The 19,711-nt window shown below is 71.9% G+C and carries 15 protein-coding genes; 6 read left to right on the forward strand and 9 right to left on the reverse strand.

Annotation, left to right across the window (positions count from 1 at the left end; translation table 11 throughout):
- Positions 1 to 4 precede the first annotated feature (4 nt).
- The 3 genes from BCL76_RS21070 to BCL76_RS21080 all read left to right on the forward strand — a co-directional run bounded on the left by BCL76_RS21070 (position 5) and on the right by BCL76_RS21080 (position 6,343).
- Positions 5 to 1,381 carry a TIR-like protein FxsC gene (locus BCL76_RS21070; protein ID WP_158820957.1) on the forward strand — a complete coding sequence of 459 codons (1,377 nt, stop codon included), beginning with the start codon at positions 5 to 7 and terminating at the stop codon, positions 1,379 to 1,381.
- The gene (fxsT, locus tag BCL76_RS21075) at positions 1,365 to 5,363 is read left to right on the forward strand and encodes an FxSxx-COOH system tetratricopeptide repeat protein (protein ID WP_109780985.1); all 3,999 of its coding nucleotides are present in this window, start codon (positions 1,365 to 1,367) and stop codon (positions 5,361 to 5,363) included. The genes BCL76_RS21070 and fxsT overlap by 17 nt, the downstream gene beginning before the upstream one ends.
- Before the next feature lie 83 nt (positions 5,364 to 5,446).
- Positions 5,447 to 6,343, forward strand: a complete 897-nt coding sequence (locus tag BCL76_RS21080; protein WP_109781067.1) for a DUF4231 domain-containing protein — start codon at positions 5,447 to 5,449, stop codon at positions 6,341 to 6,343.
- A 15-nt stretch (positions 6,344 to 6,358) separates the two neighbouring features.
- Here the strand turns inward: BCL76_RS21080 and BCL76_RS21085 are convergent, their stop codons facing one another.
- The 4 genes from BCL76_RS21085 to BCL76_RS21100 all read right to left on the reverse strand — a co-directional run bounded on the left by BCL76_RS21085 (position 6,359) and on the right by BCL76_RS21100 (position 10,144).
- Positions 6,359 to 6,838, reverse strand: a complete 480-nt coding sequence (locus BCL76_RS21085) for a hypothetical protein (protein ID WP_109780986.1) — start codon at positions 6,836 to 6,838, stop codon at positions 6,359 to 6,361.
- A gap of 97 nt (positions 6,839 to 6,935) precedes the next feature.
- Complete coding sequence (locus BCL76_RS21090) at positions 6,936 to 7,832, reverse strand: S1 family peptidase (protein WP_375137945.1); 897 nt, start codon at positions 7,830 to 7,832, stop codon at positions 6,936 to 6,938.
- A gap of 222 nt (positions 7,833 to 8,054) precedes the next feature.
- The gene (locus tag BCL76_RS21095) at positions 8,055 to 8,777 is read right to left on the reverse strand and encodes a DUF1684 domain-containing protein (RefSeq protein WP_109780987.1); all 723 of its coding nucleotides are present in this window, start codon (positions 8,775 to 8,777) and stop codon (positions 8,055 to 8,057) included.
- A 77-nt stretch (positions 8,778 to 8,854) separates the two neighbouring features.
- Positions 8,855 to 10,144: a DUF5685 family protein gene (locus BCL76_RS21100; protein WP_109780988.1), complete on the reverse strand. Its 1,290-nt coding sequence runs from the start codon at positions 10,142 to 10,144 to the stop codon at positions 8,855 to 8,857.
- A 285-nt stretch (positions 10,145 to 10,429) separates the two neighbouring features.
- Here BCL76_RS21100 and BCL76_RS21105 point away from each other — a divergent pair, with 285 nt between their 5' ends.
- Positions 10,430 to 10,879 carry a cell division protein SepF gene (locus tag BCL76_RS21105; protein WP_030730025.1) on the forward strand — a complete coding sequence of 150 codons (450 nt, stop codon included), beginning with the start codon at positions 10,430 to 10,432 and terminating at the stop codon, positions 10,877 to 10,879.
- 9 nt (positions 10,880 to 10,888) lie between these two features.
- Here BCL76_RS21105 and BCL76_RS21110 read toward each other — a convergent pair whose 3' ends face one another.
- Positions 10,889 to 12,061 carry an acyl-CoA dehydrogenase family protein gene (locus BCL76_RS21110; protein ID WP_109780989.1) on the reverse strand — a complete coding sequence of 391 codons (1,173 nt, stop codon included), beginning with the start codon at positions 12,059 to 12,061 and terminating at the stop codon, positions 10,889 to 10,891.
- A 202-nt stretch (positions 12,062 to 12,263) separates the two neighbouring features.
- Positions 12,264 to 13,928, reverse strand: coding sequence for an MFS transporter (locus BCL76_RS21115; protein ID WP_109780990.1), 1,665 nt, complete (start codon positions 13,926 to 13,928; stop codon positions 12,264 to 12,266).
- A gap of 315 nt (positions 13,929 to 14,243) precedes the next feature.
- On the opposite strand from BCL76_RS21115, the gene BCL76_RS21120 reads away from it, so the two are divergent.
- A complete protein-coding gene (locus BCL76_RS21120) occupies positions 14,244 to 15,359 on the forward strand; it encodes a glycosyltransferase family 39 protein (protein WP_109780991.1) in 1,116 nt (371 codons plus the stop codon).
- A gap of 241 nt (positions 15,360 to 15,600) precedes the next feature.
- Complete coding sequence (locus tag BCL76_RS21125; protein ID WP_109780992.1) at positions 15,601 to 16,728, forward strand: phosphatase PAP2 family protein; 1,128 nt, start codon at positions 15,601 to 15,603, stop codon at positions 16,726 to 16,728.
- 286 nt (positions 16,729 to 17,014) lie between these two features.
- Here BCL76_RS21125 and BCL76_RS21130 read toward each other — a convergent pair whose 3' ends face one another.
- From BCL76_RS21130 to BCL76_RS21140, 3 genes are all read right to left on the reverse strand, one after another.
- Positions 17,015 to 17,995 (reverse strand): helix-turn-helix transcriptional regulator, encoded by a 981-nt coding sequence (locus tag BCL76_RS21130; RefSeq protein WP_109780993.1) that lies wholly within the window; start codon positions 17,993 to 17,995, stop codon positions 17,015 to 17,017.
- Between the two features lie 52 nt (positions 17,996 to 18,047).
- Positions 18,048 to 18,590 carry a hypothetical protein gene (locus tag BCL76_RS21135; RefSeq protein WP_258309817.1) on the reverse strand — a complete coding sequence of 181 codons (543 nt, stop codon included), beginning with the start codon at positions 18,588 to 18,590 and terminating at the stop codon, positions 18,048 to 18,050.
- Between the two features lie 110 nt (positions 18,591 to 18,700).
- Positions 18,701 to 19,435 (reverse strand): LysM peptidoglycan-binding domain-containing protein, encoded by a 735-nt coding sequence (locus BCL76_RS21140; protein WP_109780995.1) that lies wholly within the window; start codon positions 19,433 to 19,435, stop codon positions 18,701 to 18,703.
- Positions 19,436 to 19,711: the final 276 nt, after the last annotated feature.

The raw sequence follows: 19,711 nt of genomic DNA on the forward strand, positions 1-19,711 counted from the left end.
TCGTGTGCCCGCATCAGGGGAGCCGTACTTTTTTCTCAGTTACGCACATACACCGAGGTTCGGGGCCGGGGGCCCCGACCCGGACATGTGGGTCGAGCGCCTTTTCCGTGATCTCTGCGGGCATGTCATGGCGCTGACGGACCTGCGCGCCGGGTACGACGTCGGGTTCATGGACCGGGAGATACGCAGCGGCGAGGGCTGGTCCGAACGGCTCGCCCGGGCACTCGCCAACTGTCGCGTCTTCGTTCCCCTGTTCTCGCCGCGGTACTTCGCCAGCGAGATGTGCGGGAAGGAGTGGTTCGCCTTCGCGCAGCGCGCCGTCCAGCACGGCGCGGTCAGCAACAAACAGGCCGAGGCCATCGTGCCCGCGTTATGGGTGCCGGTGCCGCCTGAGCAACTGCCGGGACCTGCCGAGCGGTTGCAGTTCAACCACAACACCTTCGGCGAGCGCTACGTCACCGACGGCCTGTACGGGCTGATCAAACTGCGCGGTTACGCCGAGCAGTACGAGCATGCCGTGTACGAGCTCGCCCGGCGCATCGTCCAGGTCGCCGAGACCGCCCACCTGGACCCCATCCGGCCGTTGGACTACCGCAACGTACCGAGCGCCTTCGGCTCCAGCGGGAGCCCGACCCGCACCCTGCACGTGACCGTGGCCGCCGCCTCCCGGCACGATCTGCCCGAGGGCCGCACCCCCGAGTACTACGGGGACTCCGCGCTGGAGTGGAACCCGTACCATCCGGTCGCCCAGCGGCCGATCGCCTATGTCGCCGAGGACCTGGTCAAGAACCTCAACTACCAGACCACCATGTCCTCCTTCGACGACGAGGCCGGGCACCTGGACAGCAAGCAGCTGCCGACCCGGCCGGAGATCCTGATCGTCGACCGGTGGGCGGTGGAGGACGAGCAGCGGCGTCGGCGCCTGGCCGCCTTCGACCGGGAGCCGAGGCCCTGGGTCAACGTGGTCGTGCCGTGGAACCGGTACGACCATCAGAGCCGGTCGAAGGAGAACGAGCTGGCCGACCGGCTGGAGAGCACCATGCCCAAGACGATGAGCCAGGGCCGGGCCGCCTGCCGGGCCGCCGCGAACGGCGTGGCGAACGTGGAGACCCTCGGGCAGATCCTGCCGCAGGTGGTCGAGGCCGCCGCCCAGCAGTTCCTCAGACACGCGCAGCCGTATCCGCCGAAGGGCGACACCTCCATCGAGCGGCCCCGGTTGCTGGGGCCGATGGGGATGAACGGGCCGCCCGGACCGATGGTGCCCCGTGCCCCCTTCCCACCCGACTCCGACCGGCACCGGGCAGGGCCGGCGGGCGCCGGTCTCCATGACAACGACGACAACGACACCGACCGGGGGGACGCGGATGACAGCGAGCAGTGACAGCAGCGGCGACAGCGACAGCCGTGACGGACGCATCGTCACCTTCTACTCGTACAAGGGCGGCACGGGCCGCACCATGGCGCTGGCCAACACCGCCTGGATCCTGGCGGCCAACGGCAAGCGGGTCCTCGCCGTGGACTGGGACCTGGAGGCGCCGGGCCTGCACCGCTTCTTCCACCCCTTCCTGGACCCCTCCACGCTGGGGGCCACCACCGGGGTGATCGATCTGATCAGCGAGTACGCCTGGGCGGCGACCAGCCCGGTGCAGCGGCCCGACGACTGGCACAAGGACTACGCGCGGATACAGCCGCACGCCGTCTCGCTCACCCCGGAGACCCACGGCTGGGAGTTCCCGGACGGCGGCACCCTGGACTTCGTCTCGGCGGGCCGGCAGAACCGCGAGTACTCGGCGACCGTCTCCACCTTCGACTGGGACAACTTCTACGACCGGCTCGGCGGCGGGCTCTTCTTCGACGCCTTACGCGCCGACATGAAGCGGAACTACGACTACGTCCTGATCGACAGCCGCACCGGCCTGTCCGATATCGCGGACATCTGCACGGTCCACCTCCCGGACGTCCTGGTCGACTGCTTCACCCTGTCCGACCAGTCCATCGACGGCGCGGCCTCGGTCGCCCGCCAGATCGACGAGCGGTTCAACGACCGCGGCATCAAGATCTATCCCGTCCCGATGCGCATCGACGAGGGCGAGAAGGAGAAGGCCGACGCCGGCCGGGCGCTGGCCCGGATCAAGTTCGACCGCTTCCCGAACGGACTGGTCGGGGACGAGCTCACCTCCTACTGGGGCGCGGTGGAGATCCCGTACCGCCCCTACTACGCCTACGAGGAGACCCTGGCCACCTTCGGTGACGAGGCCGGGCTCACCAACTCCCTGCTCTCCGCCTTCGAACGGCTCACCTCCGTGGTCACCGAGGGCCACATCACCTCGATGCCGGTCATCGGCGAGGAGGTCCGGCTGCGCATCCGGGACGCCTTCACCCGGCGCCGCCCGGCCCTGCCCGCCGACCTGTTCCTGTCGTACGTCGCCGAGAACCGGATGTGGGCGGACTGGATCGAGTCGGTGCTCACCCGGGCCGGTTTCCGGGTCGTGCCGAAGGACGTCTCCGCCGAGCGGCCCGCGCACACCGGGCCCGGGGACACCCTGGGCGGGGGGACGGGCATCAGCATCGACACGGCCGCCCGGACCGTGGTGCTGCTCTCGACGGCGTACCTCAAGTCGGCCCGGGCCGTGGACGTGTGGGAGCGCGCGGCCGCGGAGGACCCGACCGGGGGGCGGCGCCAGTTGGTGCCGCTGAGGGTGGGCGACGTACGGCTGTCGACGCCGTACATCGACCGCAACCCGGTGGACCTCTTCCGGCTCGACGAGGTGCATGCCACCACCGCCCTGCTGCGTGCGGTGGAGCGGCCCATGGCCCTGCCCGACAGCGCGGGCAGCGCCTCGCAGCCCGGCCCCCGGTTCCCGGGGACCGTCCCGAAGATCTGGAACGCGCCGCCCCGCAACCCCGGGTTCACCGGGCGCAGCATCGTGCTGGAGCGGATGCGCGACCAGCTCGGCGGGGGCATGGCCGTGGTGCTGCCGCAGCCGCAGACCCTGTTCGGGCTCGGCGGTGTGGGCAAGACCCAGGTGGCCCTGGAGTACGTGCACCGGTTCATGGCCGACTACGACCTGGTGTGGTGGATCTCCTCGGAGCAGACCGACGACGTGGTCGCGGCCCTCGCGGAGCTGGCGGTCCGGCTGGGCGCGCAGACCGGTGAGGACATGGCGGCCGCCTCGCAGGAGGCGATCGACCTGCTGCGGCGCGGGGTTCCGTCCTCGCGCTGGTTGCTGGTCTTCGACAACGCGGACGATCCCGAGACGCTCAAGCGGTTCTTCCCGCCGGGCGGGCCGGGCCATGTGCTGGTGACCTCCCGCAACCAGTCGTGGTCGCAGTACGGTGACGCGCTGCCGGTGGACGTGTTCCTGCGGGAGGAGTCCATCGAGCACCTCCAGCGCCGGGCGCCCGGACTCGGCAAGGACGACGCCGAGCAGGTGGCGGTGGCGGTGGGCGACCTGCCGTTGGCCGTCGAGCAGGCGGGTGCCTGGATCGCGGAGACGGCGACGCCGGTGTCCGCGTACCTGGAGCAGTTGGCGCAGCAGGCCGCCCGCGTGCTGGCCCTGAACCAGCCGCCCGGCTACCCGGAGCCGGTGGCCGCCACCTGGAACATCTCCATCGAGCGGTTGCAGTCGCGGTCCCCGGCGGCCGTGCGGCTGCTCCAGCTCTGTGCCTTCCTCGCGCCCGAGCCGATCTCCGCGAACCTGCTCTACAGCAAGGAGATGATCGACGCGCTCAAGCCGTACGACTCCTCGCTGCAGGAGAAGTTGGTGCTGGGCCGGGTGATCCGGGAGATCGGCCGGTTCGCGCTGGCCAAGGTCGACCAGGTCAGCAACAGCATCCAGGTGCACCGGCTGGTGCAGGCGGTGATCCGGGCGCAGCTGAGCGAGGAGGAGCAGCGTGAGGCCCGGCACGCGGTCCACCGGATCCTGGCCGGTGCCCGGCCGGACGACGACGAGCCGATCGACAACCCGGAGACGTGGCCGCGGTTCAACACGATCTGGTCGCACCTGACCCCGTCGGAGGCCCGGTACTGCAAGGAGCCGGAGACGCGCCGGCTGTTGATCGACCGGGTGCGGTACCTGTGGAAGCGCGGTGACTTCAAGGCCGCGTACGCGCTGGGCGAGGAGCTGCGCGAGGCGTGGAAGGAGATGCTGGGCAACAACGACCTGCAGTACCTGTACCTGCGCTTCCACCTGTCGAACATCCTGCGTTCGCAGGGCCGGTTCGTGGAGGCGAAGGAGCTGGACGAGGTCACGCTGGAGCGGCAGAAGGCGGTGCTCGGTCCCTCGCACCCGCACACGTACATGACCATGAGCGGTCTGGCGAACACGCTCGGCGCGCTGGGTCATTACGGCCAGGCGATGGAGCTGGCGACCGAGGCGCACGAAGGCTTCAGCCAGATCTTCCACGAGGCGCACCCGCGCACGCTGGCCGCCGCGAACAACCTGGCGTTGAACCTGCGGCTGGTGGGTCAGTACACCAGGGCCCGCGAGATCGACCAGGAGGTGCACGACCTGCGGACGGAGGTCCTCGGGCCGGAGCACCCGTACACGCTGTCCTCCGCGCAGAACCTGGCTCGTGACCTGCGTGAGGTGGGCCGGTACGAGGATTCGGTGCAGCTGCTCAGCCGGACGTACGAGACCTACAAGCGGACGCTGGGGCGGGCGTTCCCCGGCACCCTGTCGGCGGCGAAGAACCTGGCGGTGTCGCTGCGCCGGGCCGGCCAGTTGGAGGACGCGCTGCGGCTGACGACGGCCACCCGGGCGCGCTACCGGGCCAAGTACACCTCGGTCAACCCGGACCTGTTGTCCTGCGAGCTCAACCTGGCCTCGGACCTGTTCGCGACCGGGGATCCGGGCGGGGCGCGGGACCTGGCGCAGGAGGTGGTGGACGAGTACATGAAGGTGCCGGGCGAGCGGCACCCGTACACCCTGGCGGCCGTGAACAACCTGGCGGTCTTCCACTGGGGCACAGGGGCCGCCGAGACGGCGGAGACGATGCTGCGCCAGACGATACGGGGGATGCGGGACGTGCTCGGCGACAACCACCCGCACACCGTGTTCGCCCACCTCAACCTGGCCAACACCCGGGCGGACCTGGGTGATCCGGAGGGCGCTCTGGAGCTGGAGCGGCTGGCGGTGATGCGGTTGCGCGAGGCGCTCGGGGCGCACCATCCCGAGACCTTGGCGAGCAGTTCCAACATGGCGGTCAGCCTGGACTCGATGGGTCGCAAGGAGGAGGCGGCCCGGCTGCGGGCGGAGGCGGTGTCCGAGCTGACCCGGCTGCTCGGCGAGGACCACAGTCTGACCCGGTACGCGCGCGACGAGCGGCGGGTCCATCGCGACCTGGAGCCTCTCGCCGTCTGATCCGACGGAGGGTGGTGGGGCTCCGCGACCGCGGGGTCCCGCCGCCCGCCACCCGACAGCAGGGGGGCGCTGTGACCGACAGCATGACCTTTCGAAACGAGGACCTGCCGGCCCTCTTCCACCACACCGACCAGGCGGCGATCTCCCGCCAGCGGGAGTCCACGCAGGCCACCCGTGCCCAGTTGCTGCTGCTGGTCCTGGCCGCGGCGGCGGCCGCGCTGCCCGCCGGGCCGAAGCTGGGTTCGATGTACTTCTTCGGGCTGCTGAGCGTGCTCGCGTACGTGGGGGTGCTGGGCGTGGGCGTGCGGGCGACCCGGCGCCGGGCCCGCCCGCAGTGGCAGCTCAACCGTAGTGCGGCGGAGTTCATCAAGTCCCTGGCCTGGCGGTACGCGGTCCACGGGGCACCGTTCGGCAGTGAGGTCGCCGCGCCCGAGGCGACGTACCGGACCCGGCTGGAGGCGGGTCTGGCCGAGCTGCGGAAGATGGGTTGGGACGATCCGCGGGCCGCCGGGGCGGTGCCGGAGGGCGGGGAGATCACCGGCGCGATGGAGCGGCTGCGCGGGATGGACTACCAGGCGCGGCGGGAGACGTACGTCCGGGACCGGCTGATCGAGCAGCGCAACTGGTACCGGCGGCGGACGGAGGTGTCCCGGCGGGCGACGAACCTGTGGTCGTGGACGATCGTGCTGCTGACCTGTCTGGCGCTGCTGTTCGCGCTGCTGGGGTCGTTCGGTTCGGGTCCGGGGCCGAGGCTGACCGCGCTGCTGAGCGCGGCGGCGGCGGCCGGGATCGCCTGGAACGAGGTGCGCCGGCACCATCCGCTGATCGAGGCGCACACCCTGATCGAGCAGGATCTGGCGGCGATGATGGTCGTGATGCAGACGACCATCACCGAGTCGCAGTGGCCGTCGTCGGTGTACGAGACCGAGCGGTACGTGTCGCCGCAGCACACGGACTGGCTGGCCCGGCACAGCAGTTGAGGGTGGGGGCGTGGCTCAGTCGCGGGTCACGCCCTCGCGCCAGATGACGGTGACCGGTTTGCCGAGTGTCCGCGCGTAGGCGACGATCTCGGCGGTGCCGCCGTGCCCGCGGGCGGGCTGCCCGTCCCAGACGGCGACGAGCCGGTCGCAGGAGTCGGCGATGTAGGTGCCGGCGGCGTAGTAGGCCTCGTCCGTGGAGCGGGGGAAGTCCATCCGGACCTCCTGGGTGGCCCGGTTCTTCAGGCCTCGGTAGCGGGCGAGTGCGTCGGGGCCCTCGAAGGCGTCCTCGTAGTCCCCGCTGGGGATCACCACGGTGAGGTCGGCGCCGTGTTCGAGGGCGATGGCGGCGAAGAGTTGGTCCGCTCCCTCGGCGAGGCTGGAGAAGGCCTCCAGCGGTCCTTCGTGGCCGCCCAGTACGGCCCGCAGGGCGCTCTCCACATGGCCGAGCACCGAGTCCGGAATGGCTCGGTGCCCGGTCACGCCGATTCGTTTCATGCAGTAACCAGCCTCCCCCGTGGACATGGCCGCCCGGAACATCCTCCCAGAAGGCGGGAGGACGTCCAGGGGTGCGACGGGGGCGTATGAGTCACCGTCAGTAGACGCTGACCCCGTAGGCGCCCAGGGCTTCGACCACGGGCTGGAAGAAGGTCGTTCCGCCCGAGGAGCAGTTGCCGCTGCCGCCGGAGGTCAGGCCGACGGCGCGGGCGCCCGAGTAGAGCGGGCCGCCGCTGTCGCCGGGTTCGGCGCACACGTTGGTGCGGATCATGCCGTAGACGATGTCGCCGCCGCCGTAGTTGACGGTGGCGTTGAGGCCGGTGACCCGGCCGCTGTGGATCCCGGTGGTGGACCCGCGCCTGGTCACGGACATGTTGACCGTGGCGTTCACGGCGCTGGTGATGTCCTGGCTGCCGACGGTACCGGGGGGCACCGGCGAGTTGCTCGCGTACTTGATGAGGCCGTAGTCGTTGGTCGGGAAGCTGGAGCCGACCGTGGAACCCACGACGGTGGTGCGGGCGGAGTTGCTCCACCAGGTGCCCGCGCCGTCGGTGCAGTGCCCGGCGGTCAGGGCGTAGTAGGTGCTGCCGCTGCGCACGTTGAAGCCGAGCGAACAGCGCCAGCTGGTGGCGTAGATGGCGTCGCCGCCGGACACCAGTTTGGTGAGCTTGCCGGGGATGCGTTCGATGCGCAGCGCGCCGACGTCGGTTCCGGCCTCGCGCTTGATTCTCGCGATTCCGGCGTCGGAGACGGTGGAGTCGGCGGAGACCACGAGGGTTCCGTTGGCGGGGTCGGTGTGCCAGGCGGTGCCCGCCACGTCGGCGCGCAGGACGGATGCGCCGGCCGAGGCGAGCCGGTCGGCGCTGAATGCCGTGTCCTTGCCGTCCCGGCCGGCTTCCGCGCTCGCGGCCGTGGGGACGGCGAGCGCTGCGGCGGCGGCCAGGCCGGTGGCCGCCGCGAGCAGCCTGGTACGGGTCATGCGCTTGATCCTCACTTCGCGTCCTCCTGGAGAGGGTCGGGGGCCCGGCGGTTGTGGGGGTGCCAGAGCCCGTGAGGCGCAGCCGGGGGCACGGCGGGCGCATGAACTTTGGCCGTGCCCCTGACAAGCGCTGTCGGGAGTGTCCTGGCGTCGGATACCGGTCGCAAGAGCGGCTTTCAGCCTCCGCTCGCCCGCCGCGACCTCGAAGGGCAGCGTGTTCCCGGGCGGCGGGAAAGGTCAGATGACGTGGTCCGCGAAAGCGCAGGGAGGCAGCGGGGAACGGTTGGGATCGACCGTGATCGCGCCTCGCGCGTCGGGTATGCCGGGTCGCAGGAAGCGGTGGCCGGCGGTCGCCGCGGTGGCATCGGCGAAGACGGCCCGGAGGCTGCCGTCGTCCGGGTCGACGGCGACCTGGAGGGTGTGCTCGGCACCCTGGTAGGGGAAGATCAGCTCTCCGCCGAGGGCGAGCCCACGCGCCCGCCCGTCGTCGTTCTCCACCTCGACGCTCCGGTCCTCGGCGTACGGCCGGAACCGTCCCGGCAGGACGAAGGCGGGGTCGCAGGGGGTGACTTCGACGCCGGCGAAGGCCCGGCGGGCCTCGGAGGCGGGGTCGTGGACGCGGACTCCCCACTCCCCCTGGCGCCGGATCACGACGATCCGCGGTTGTCCGGTGGAGGTTCGGGCGTGCGCGGGAGCACCCTCGTCGGCGTCGAGGAGCACCTCACCGGCCTGGGGCTCGCCGTCGAGCCGGCAGGAGTCCTCGGGGGTGGCGGTCGGCGCCGCTGCGGCCTCTGTGGCGCGCCAGCGCCCCGGAACGGCCGGAATTCGACCTTCCGGGTAGTCGGCGAGCCAGCAGGTTCCGGTCAGCGCGAGGGGCCCGTAGGGCGCGGACACGGCCGCCGCCCTGCGCTCGTGCCATTCCCGCCACGCGGCGTGCGGGTCGTCTGCGTCGTCGCTCATCCCGCTGAACCCTTCCACGCGGGTCCGGACGGGAATCCCCGCGTACGCCGTCCGGACCTGTGAAATCTGAAAGGGCCTCAGCAGCCGTCGCAGGGACAGCAGCAGCAGTCGCCGCATCCGCAGTCGCCGCAGCAGTCGCAGCCGTCACAGCAGTCACCTGCGTCGCACCACGGGTCCTTCTTCTCCCGCGACCACGGGCCCTCGTGCTCGGCGCAGCACATCTGGCAGGTGCAGAACAGCCCGATGGCCACCGCGCAGCCGGCCAGCAGCCCGCGGCGCGGCCGCTGCGGGGGCAGCCCCCAGCCACCGCCACCACCGCCGCCGCCACCGCCGGGCCCCATGGGCGGCACGCCCGGGCCGCCGGGGGCCTGGGGGGCGTTCGGGGCGTAGGGGTTGCCGCCGTACGGATTCTGGCCGTACGGGTTCGCTCCGTACGGATTCTCCACCACGGGGCCGCCCGCGTACGGGTTGCCTCCCTGCCCGGCGGAGGCCGTGGCGCCGTGGCCGCAGCTGCTGGTGCCGAAGGCCCGGTCCACCGAGGTGCGCAGCTCGTGCACGAGCAGCCGGTGGGCGAGTCCCGCGTCCGTGAACTCGACCTCCCGCAGGGCCAGCCGGATGCCGTGCAAGGCGTCGTCGCAGAGCCTGCGCGCCTCGGCGAGCGAGGTCCCGGTGGCGGTGAGCGGGTTCCAGGCGCCCGCGACGGCGTCGGCGCCCTGGTCCTCCACCGCGTCGAGCAGGTGCGCGAGGCGGCCGAAGTACCGACCGGCCTCGGCCAGCGCGGGGGCGTTGCCCGGCCGTCCGGCCAGCTGCGCGGTATGCGCGAAGGCGGCGGCCGTGGCGGTCTCCGTCGGCTCGGTCACCACCAGTACGGAGGTACCGAGGCCCGCGAGGGTCTCGATGCCCGCCTGCCGGTCCACGGCGTCGACGAGCACGGCGGTGTCGAAGCCGAGCGAGGCCCCGGTGCGGGCTCCGGCCCGGTCCCAGCCGCGGGCCACCTTGCGCGCGGCCAAGGCCATGGGGGCGCGGGCCAACAGCCCGTCCCGGTCGGCCACGTGGTCGCGCACCTTGGCGGAGGCGAGCACGAGCGAGACGGCCGCGGCGAGCCGCGCGCCCTCGCCCTGGGCCACGGAGGCGGTGCGCATGCCGCGCAGCGGGCACGGGCCGGCGGTGCGCCGGGCCTCGGGCGCGATGCCTGACTGAGCCTCCGTCAGAACGGAGACGAGCAGCCCGTCATAGTTCGTCACGATCCGGGCGAACTGTCCGTGGTCTCCCCGAAGTGCCAGGCACAGCCCGCACAGATGAGCCATCCACTCCGCCTTGAACCGCTCTCCCAGCCGGTGCGTGCAAGGTCTCACTATGCCGAACAAGCCGCTTCCCCCGTGTGTCGTACGCCTGCTTGCCGGGCATCGTATCGACCCGCGCCTTTCACCCGAACGTCCGCATCGCTCACCCGTACAGCGGTGGCGGTCGTATTTTCACTCAGTCAGCAGCGGTAGCCACCAGGATCCTTGACCGTGCAACGGATGTTCTGCACCAGTACCGTCACGAAACCCCTGCGCGGCGACTATCCACTTGGCGCGTTGTCAGCATCATGGACGAGCATAGGGGCAGCGGAGAGAAGACAGACTGACCGCGGTGAAAGGAGGCAGTCCATGGGTTCGGTGCGCAAGGCGAGTGCCTGGCTGGGTCTCGTGGAGGACAGCGACGACGAGCGCTACTACGACGACGACTACGCGGAGGCCCCTCAGGGTTCGGTGGCCGGCCCCGGCGAGCAGTGGGTCACCGACCCGCGGGTGCGGGTGGCCTCCGAGTCCGCCGTGGAGCACGGCCGTCGCATCGCGACGGTCACCCCGGACGGTTTCCGTGACGCGCGGGGCATCGGCGAGCTGTTCCGCGACGGGGTCCCGGTGATCGTCAACCTGTCGTCGATGGACCCGGGCGACGCGAAGCGCGTCGTCGACTTCGCGGCCGGACTGACCTTCGGGCTGCGCGGTTCGATCGAGCGGGTGGCGACCAGGGTCTTCCTCCTGACCCCGGCCGACACCCAGATCGTCAGTGGCGAAGCGGGCGGCCGCTCACGCGACTTCTTCAACCAGAGCTGAGCAGGGCTCTCACCGGAAGGCGTCCAGGCCGGTGAGTGCCTTGCCCAGCACCAGCTGGTGCATCTCGACCGTGCCCTCGTAGGTGAGGACCGATTCGAGGTTGGTGGCGTGCCGCATGACGGGATACTCCAGGGAGATCCCGTTGGCGCCGAGGATGGTCCGCGCGGTGCGGCAGATCTCGATGGCCTCGCGGACGTTGTTGAGCTTGCCGAAGCTGATCTGCTCCGGCCGCAGGGTGCCCGCGTCCATCCGCCGGCCCAGGTGGTGGGCGAGCAGGATGCCCTTGTGGAGCTCCAGGGCCATGTCCGCCAGCTTGGCCTGGGTGAGCTGGAAACCGCCGATCGGCCGACCGAACTGCTCCCGCGTCCTCGCGTAGTCGAGCGCGGACTCGAAGCTGGCCCGCGCCGCGCCCATGGATCCCCAGATGATCCCGTACCGCGCGTGGCTGAGGCAGCCCAGCGGTCCCTTGAGCCCGGTGACCTGCGGCAGCACCGCGTCGGCGGGCAGCCGTACGTCGTCCATCACCAGCTCGCTGGTGACGCTGGCCCGCAGTGACCACTTGTGCTTGATCTCCGGCGCGGAGAAACCGGGGGTGTCGGTGGGCACCGCGAAGCCGCGGATCCCCTCGTCGGTCTGCGCCCACACCACGGCGACCGCCGCGACGGAACCGTTCGTGATCCACATCTTGCGACCGTTCAGCACCCAGTCGGTGCCGTCGCGCTTGGCGTACGTCCGCATTGCCGCGGGGTCCGAGCCCACATCGGGTTCGGTCAGCCCGAAGCAGCCGATCAGCTCGCCGGCGGCCATGCCGGGCAGCCAACGCTGCTTCTGCTCCTCGGAGCCGTACTTCCAGATCGCGTACATGGCCAGCGAGCCCTGCACCGACACGAGCGAGCGGATCCCGGAGTCGGCGGCCTCCAGCTCCAGGCAGGCCAGCCCGTACTGCACGGCGCTCGCGCCGGCGCACCCGTAGCCCTGGAGGGACATCCCGAGCGCCCCGATGCCACCGAGTTCCCGGGCCAGCTCGCGGATCCCGGGCAGCTCGCCGCTCTCGTACCACTGCGCGATGTTCGGCAGCACCCGGTCGGCGGCCCAGGCACGGACGGTGTCCCGGACGGCGAGGTCCTCGGGCCCGAGGAGCTCGTCGAGCCCGAGCGGGTCATGGGGCAGGAACGCTGACACGGGGCCTCCCGGCGGCCTGAGACAGAACCTAGCAGCGCAAGTTTTGCGCCCGGCCGACGTTATTGGCCCCGGCCCCGCAAATCCAGCCCCACCGAAGCAGCCCCGCCGGCGTTCGAGGCGCTCTTCCAGCCTCGCCGGCGTTTGAGGCGCGGGGTCCGGGGCGGCGCCCCGGCAACGGCGCCGCACGTCACAGAGCCGAAGCTCAGCCCGCCTGCTCGACCGCGGTCGCCCGCGCCTCGCACTTCGCCTGCGCGGGCACCCGCACGCCGGCCGACTCCGCGTCCTCGGCCGCATCGGCCGCATCGGCCGCCCCGCACTCCATCACCCGCGGCAACTTCAGCGCCATCACGGCCCCCGCCACCAACAACCCGGCACTCACCAGCAACGTCACATGCAGACCGTGCACGAACGACTGGCGCGCCGCCGCGTACAGCGAAGCCCCCGCCGGCCCCCCGAGGTGCGCGGCGATCTGGTAGGCCTCGCCCAGAGAATTGGCCGCGCCCGCCGAATCCGCCGCCGACACCCCGGGCACGCCCATGAGCCCCGGCCGGTACGCCGCGTTCATCACGCTGCCCAGCAGTGCGATGCCCATGCCCGCGCCCAGCTGGTACGAGGTCTCGCCGATCGAGGCCGCGCCGCCCGCGGTGGCCGCCGGGGCCTCGCTCAGCATCGACTCGTACGCGGCGAACAGCGTGGTCTGCAGCCCGAAGCCGAGCAGGACGAAGCCGATGGTCAGCAGCAGCGGCCGGTCCTGCTGGCCCATGAACGTCAGCAGCAGCACGGCGAAGGCGGTCAGGACGAAGCCCAGCGACACCATCGTGCGCGGCCCGACCCGGCTCAGGGTGTACGAGCCGGTGGCGCCCGCGGCCATGGCGGCGAAGGTCAGCGGCAGCAGCCGCAGACCGGTCTCCAGCGGGCTGAGGTCCAGCACCAGCTGCAGGTACTGGACGGCGATCAGCTCGAGGCCGACCAGGGCCAGCATGGCGAGGACGATGCACGCGACCGACGTGGAGAAGGCGGCCCGCGAGAACATCCGCATGTCGATGAGCGGGTGCTCGCGCCGCTTCTGCCGCCGTACGAACAGCACGAGCAGCACCACGCCGATCAGCAGCGGGACCAGCGCCTCCACGTCGAGGAGCCGGCGTTCGGCGCCCAGCCGCTTGACCCCGAGCACCGCGCCGAGCACACCGGCGGCGGCCATCAGCGCGCCGAGCACGTCCCACGGCCCGTCGGCGGAGCCGCGCGATTCCGGCAGCAGCCAGCGGCCGAGCGGCAGGATCAGCGCCATCAGCGGGATGTTGATGAGGAAGACGGAGCCCCACCAGAAGTGCTGGACGAGGAAGCCGCCGAGCACCGGGCCACTGGCCGCGCCGACGGCGGCGACGGCGGTCCAGATGCCGATGGCGAGCGCGCGCTCGCGCCGGTCGGGGAAGACCTGCCGCAGGATCGACAGGGTGGCGGGCATGATCATCGCGCCGCCGATGCCGAGCAGGGCGCGCGCGGCGATGAGGACCTGGGCGTTGTCGGCCAGGGCGGCTATCGCGGAGGCCACGCCGAAGAGCCCGTAGCCGAGGAGGAGGATGCGACGGCGGCCGACCCGGTCGCCGAGGGTGCCGAAGAGGATGAGGAGCGAGGCGCAGACCAAGGGGTACGCGTCGACGATCCACAGGAGCTCGATCGAGCCGGGGCGCAGGTCCTCGGTGACGGAGGGGACGGCGACGTGCAGGATCGTCGCGTCGAGCGCGACGAGGACCAGGCTGACGCAGAGCACCGCCAGGACGACCCAGCGGTTGGCCCCACCGGAAGCCGCGTGGAGCCGCTGCCAGGGGGAAAGGGTCCGGACCCCGGCCGCGTTCGTCCCCGACATGCATGTACCTCCCAGGTGATCCCTCGCGCTCGGCGGACCAGCGTCTTGTGGAGCCACGGGGGGTGGTGCGCTGTGCGGCGTCCAACGGGGTCCGGCATCGACACGCGAGTGAACGGTCAGCGTACGCGAGTTCGTCTGCCCGTCACGTGGCCAAGCTCTCATCCCGGCGGAGGCCCCGGTGTGGCGTGCGCCACTCCCCCCACCCTCAGCATTCCCCCGTGTACACGCGCGCTCACGGCTCGTGGTGTCCGCGTCCCCCACGCACCGGCCCCGCCGCGGCCTCCGAAGGGTCCTGGGCCGGCGGCACCGATAATCATGTCTGTGGAAGATCTTGGATTTCGCCGGGCCGCCCCCGCGCTGGCCGCCTTCGCTGCGGTCCGGCTGCTCGGGCTGACCGTGCTCGCGGTGTGGGGCGCGGTGGTCGGCAGCAGCCCGCACACGCTGCTGTCGGCCCGCTGGGACTCGCTCTGGTACGCCCGTATCGCCGCGGAGGGATACGGGTACGAGGTGCTGCTCCCGAACGGGGACGTCCACTCGAACCTGGCGTTCTTCCCGTTGCTGCCGTGGCTGGAGCGGTTGGTGTCGGCGCCGACCGGGCTCTCGTACGGCTCCGCGGGTCTGGTGGTGTCGGTGGTCGCGGGGTTCGCCGCGGCCTGGGGGATCTTCGCGGTGGCGGAGCTGGTCCACGGCCGCCGGGTCGGGGTCTTCGCGGTCGCCGTCTGGGCCGCGCTGCCGGTCGGGATCGTGCAGTCCATGGCGTACAGCGAGTCGCTGTTCACCGCCCTGGCCGCCTGGTCGATCCACGCGGCCCTGCGCGGACGGTGGCTGACGGCGGGGCTGCTCGCGGCCGGAGCCGGGCTGACCCGCCCGGTCGGTGCGGCGGTGGTCGCGGCGGTGTGGGTGGCCGCGGCTCTGGCCTGGCGGCGCGGGGAGCGGTCCTGGCGGACGGTCGCGGGGGCGCTGCTGGCTCCGGCGGGCGCGGCGGCGTACGTGCTGTGGGTCGGCGCGCGCACCGGCGGCGGCCTGCTGGGCTACCTGGACGTGCAGGGCGGCTGGGGCAACGGCTTCGACGGCGGCTGGGCGTTCGCCGGGTTCATCGGGGCGAAGCTGGCCTCGTCCGCGTTCCTCGCCGGGGTGGGACTGATCGCGGGGGTCGTGCTGGTGCTCTGGCTGTACGGGAAGTGCGTACAGCAGCGGCAGCCGGTGCCGCTGCTCGTGTACTGCGGGATCGTGGTGGCGCTGGCGCTGTGCGCGTCCGGCTACTTCGGTTCCAAGCCCCGGCTGCTGTTGCCCGCCTTCCCGTTGCTGCTGCCGCCGGCGGTGGCGCTGGCGCGGTGGCGGACGGGGCGGGCGGCCTCGGTGGTGGGCGCGCTGGCCCTGGCCTCCGCGGTCTACGGGGCGTTCTGGCTGAACGGCTCGGGTCCTCCCTAGGGCCCCCACATCACGGAATGGATCATTCCGGTCCATCTTTCAGCAAAAGAAATGGCCTCCACAGCAATAAAGTCCGGATAAGTGACCAAAGCAATTGCCGAAGCTGTGGATCAAGAGACGGTCAACCGCAGTCGAAATAACGGGAATTAAGTCCCGTGTGAGACCAACTCCACATCACATGGTCATCACAAAGCCCGTGATTCGCCCGGGCCGACCATCGCCGGACGGTAACGTCGATTGAGTGCGTACCGACCAAATCCTGACCCGTCTGGAGCGGGTGTTCGCCCGGCTGGACCGGGAACCAGAGCGACCGGCTCATCTGCAAACCCCGCAGATGAGCCGGCACCGCGTCGTACTCCTGGGATCGACCCTCGCCTTCTACCTCGCCATCGTGGTCGCCGTACTGACCACCTCCTGGCTGGTCCGCCTCGACTGGCAGATCATGTTCTTCCGGCCCTACGAGCAGTGGCCGCAGCTGCACGCCTTCCTCGACTACCTGGTCGTGCTCGGCCAGCGCGGACCCACCGCGGTCATGGTCGCCGCCTGGCTCGGCTGGCGCTCCTGGCGCCAGCACACCCTCCGCCCGCTGATCACCCTCGGCGTGGCGCTGCTGCTGCTCAACATCACCGTCGGGGCCGTCAAGCTCGGCCTCGGCCGGCTCGGCCCGCACTACGCCACGGAGATCGGATCCGCCGAACTCTTCGCCGGTGGCGATATATTCCCTTCCGGTCACACCGCCAACGCCGTGGTGACCTGGGGAATCCTGGCCTACCTGGCCTCCACCGGGGTCACCCGTCGGGTGCTGTCCGTGGTGTCCGCCGTCGTCTCGCTGAGCGTCGGCGCCACCACCGTGTACCTCGGCACCCACTGGGTCAGTGACGTCCTGCTCGGATGGTCCGCGGGTCTGCTGATCCTGCTGGCGCTCCCCTGGTTCGAGCCGCTCATCGCCCGGACCGAGACCTACGTCTTCGACGTGCGCGAACTGCTGCGCCGCCGCGCCGAGACCGGACGGATGCCCGCGCCGGTCGTCGCCGCGCTCACCCCGCTGCTCTCGGCGGGCGGCAAGTGGCAGTTGCGGCCCGTCACCGCGGTCTCCACCGAGGTTGTCGTCGGCACCGCCACGGGCGCCGTCGAGGAGCCGGTCCCGCAGCCCGTCAGGGGCGCCGTCACGGTGGCGGCCGCCGCGGCCCCCGCGAGCGCCGTCACCGCGCACTCCCCCACCGCCCGGCCCGTCGTGCACCCGGCCGGCCGGCCGCACGTGATCCGCTCCGAGCGGACCCCGGTCACCCCGGTCGGCAGCCGCCGCCCGGCGCACACCGAACGGGCCGCCACCCGGGGGACCGCGGCCCGTCCGGTCGCCGGCGGCTGACGCACCACCGCGGGGGCGGTACGCACCACCTCACCCCGCGACGCACGAAGGCGGGTCGGGTCCTCGGACCCGGCCCGCCTTCGCCGTTCGTCAGCGCCGCGCCCGGACGTTCGTCCGTCCCGGGTCACGCTTGTGTCACAGAATATCAACAGCCGCACATTGTTTAGCGGTCCGCGACACGCCCGGGGTTCAGACCGTTTGGAATTCGCGCGGAACACGACCGAATTCCGGTCCGGGATAGCCACGATCCCCTTGGCCCAGACCAGTTGAATCCCCCTCAGCTTCCCTACATTTCCTTCACTTCTCCGGCCCCCACGGCCCTCCCCAGGAGATCCCGCGCGGCCCTGATCCGATCCGTCAGCTCAGGCGGCTCGACCACTTCGAACTCACAACCGATCAGCATGACGTGAATCACCAGAACGTCCAGGCTCACCGCCCCGGTGCGCAGCAGACAGCTCTGCTCGTCGAGCGGTTCCAGGACTCCGTCGCTCGGCCCGATGATCTGTGCCGCGTCCTGCGCCGAGACCTTCAGTCGCACCACCGCGCGGGCCGCGTACGCCCGCTGGGACACGCCCTCGGCGACGTACGCGGCGAGGTCCTCGGCGGGCGGCGGGCGTGGGGTGAACCGCGGTCCGTGCGGAGGCCGCGGCTCGATCCGGTCCGCGCGGAAGGTCCGCCACGCCTCCCGGTCCAGGTCCCAGGCCACGAGGTACCAACGCCGCTCGGTGCACACCAGCCGGTGCGGTTCGACGGTGCGGCGGCTGACGTCGCCCTCGTGGTCGCGGTATCCGAAGCGCAGCCGTTCGCCGTCCCGGCAGACCGAGGCCAGCTCGGTCAACACCGCCGGGTCCACGGTGGACCGCTGGGCGCCGCGCAGCATCGGTACGGTGAACTCGTTGAGCGCGGACACCCGGCGGCGCAGCCGCGACGGCAGTACCTGCTCCAGCTTCGCGAGGGCTCGTACGGAGGCCTCCCCGATGCCCTCGACCCCGTTCCCGGCGGCGGTGCGCAGGCCCACGGCGACGGCCACGGCCTCGTCGTCGTCCAGCAGCAGCGGCGGCAGCTCGGCCCCCGCGCCCAACTGGTAGCCGCCGCCGGTCCCGGGGCTGGCGTTGACCGGATAGCCGAGCTCCCGCAGCCGGTCGACGTCGCGCCGGACCGTCCGCGCGGTGACCCCGAGGCGGTCGGCGAGGTCGGCCCCGGTCCATTCACGGTGGGCCTGCAGCAGGGACAGCAGGCGCAGCAGGCGTGCGGAGGTATCGAGCATCCCCAGAGTCTGCCGGCGCGCCGCGGCGGCCCGTGCCGGGAGTGGGCGGGGCTCAGCAGACCAGCGGGGGTGCCTCGGCGCCGCTGAGTTCGACGAGCGCGCAGAGGGTCTTCACGGAGACCTTCCAGACCCCGTCCTCGAACTCCACGGTCCCCTTGCTGCCGGGCAGTACCGTCTCGTCGCCGACCTTGAGGTCGTAGGTCACCTCGGCCTCGGTGGGCGAGGTGAAGGTGACGCCGGTGACCTCGACGGAGGTCTTGGCCGCCTCGGCACCGGCCGAGAACCCGTCCAGCAGCACCGTGAGCAGCTCGCCGTGCTGCAGCAGCTCGGCCTTCTCGTCGGTCGGGGTCTTCGGGTCGAAGAAGGCGGTCCAGTTCTTCTCGATCTGCTCCTCGGCCGCCTCGGGATCCGCGGGCCCGTCCGCGGCGGGCAGGGCGAGGACCGTGGCGAAGGGCGCGCGGGGGGCCTCGGTGGCCCCGGCGGGTGAGGACCACCCCACGACCGCCGGTACGGCCAGCAGGACCGCGGCCGCGGCGCAGGCCGTGGCACGTGCGGGTGCCCGTCGGCGTGCGCGTGGGTGTCTGCTCTGGAGCATCTGGCTCACCACCGGAGTCCGATCGAGCCGTTCGGCCCGTCGTCTCCAGGGTCGACGCCCTCACGGCATCGCGCAACGCGCGGCCGGCCCGGACCGTCCGGACTGCCTGGTCAGGGGCGTGGTGACGGCGCCGGCGTAACGGGCCCCCCGGTCGGGGTGGTGACCGGCGCGGGCTTCGGACCCGGCACCGGGGCCGGCGGCTGCGCGGGTGTCGGCCCGGCCGGGGCCGGCGGCCGGGCGGCGGGCTCCGACGTGGGGACGACCAGCAGCATGCCCACCACCAGGGCCTCCGGCTTCGGCCCGATCCGCTCCCGGTTCGCCTCGTACAGCGCCCGCCACCCGCCCCGGACGCGGTGCTTGCGGGCGATCGACACCAGGGTGTCGCCGGTCCGCACCGCGTGCATCCGCCCGGCCAGCCCGTACCGCTTGGAGCACACCGGCCACGCGTTCCAGCCCTGCGAGCCGAGGACCTCCTCCGCGACGCGGATCTGCTGCACGCGGGTGGCCAGGTCGGCCCGTTCCGCGAACGCCGATCCGCCGAACTCCTCCCAGGTCGGCTGCCAGAACTGCAGCCCGCCGTAGAAGCCGTTGCCGGTGTTCACCGACCACCGCCCGCCGCTCTCGCAGTCGGCCACGCAGTCCCAGGGCCACTCCCCGCCCGGTCCGCAGTCCCCCGGCCCGTCGCCGATCACCCCGGGCGAGCCCGGGTACGCCGCCCCGGCCGGTCCGGGCGCCGGTGGCGGCGGAGCCGCGGCCGCCGGGCCGGGGGGCGGCAGGAGCGCCAGTAAGGCGGCGAGCGCGACGGCGCCGCCGAAAGCGGCCCGACTGGTCCGGTGGTTGGGCATCGGGTCACGCTACGCAGCCGTGCGCGGCCTCCTTCGGCCCGCCACGCGGCAGGTCACCGCGCCCACTCGGTCGGCCGACCGCCGACACCGCTCCGAACGACCACACCTGGGCATCAACTGAGCACAACCAGAAATCAGTTGGCATGAAAGCAAAGCTCCGGTCGGACGGTTCACCCTTCCGGGGGCCAGGTTCGAATCCGTTCCCTCAAATGGCGTGACCCCGGCCGTCGCTCGGCCGTTGAGCCCGGCGAGCCGGGAGCCTCCCGGACCCGCACC

Origin of the sequence: Streptomyces sp. CG 926 (genome assembly GCF_003148825.1) — a bacterium.
Lineage (GTDB): Bacteria > Actinomycetota > Actinomycetes > Streptomycetales > Streptomycetaceae > Streptomyces.